Genomic DNA, 338 nt, shown 5'->3' with positions numbered 1-338 from the left:
ATCGGCCGCCTGTCGAGCCTGGCCTACGCCAGCGAAAGTCTGGTGCTGGCCACCGCCAACGTGCTGGAAGGCGTGCACCAGGCCGAACTGACCGACAGCGCGCAGGAAGCCGATCACGTCGACGCCGACATTCGCACCTTCCAGGCCCAGCAAGTGGTGCTGGAGCAAGTGCTCGAAGCCACCACGCTGTTGTTCGAAGTCGGCGGCGCCTCGGCCACCAGTCAGGCCCGCCGTCTTGACCGGCACTGGCGCAACGCCCGCACCCTGGCCTCGCACAACCCGGCCATCATCACTGATGGTCAGGCACAACTCCCGGCCTTCGACACTCAGGGTCAACT

1 pseudogene is annotated in these 338 nt (G+C 66.3%); it reads left to right on the top strand.

The annotated features are described in order from the left end of the window. Nucleotides 1–338 (top strand): annotated as a pseudogene (locus tag GHO25_RS25855) (hypothetical protein); the annotation flags it as partial.

This window comes from Pseudomonas sp. FSL R10-1350 (assembly GCF_009600525.1).
Lineage (GTDB): Bacteria > Pseudomonadota > Gammaproteobacteria > Pseudomonadales > Pseudomonadaceae > Aquipseudomonas > Aquipseudomonas helleri.
The sequence above is the reverse complement of the archived record's forward strand: the minus strand, read 5'-3'. Positions and strand labels throughout refer to the sequence as shown.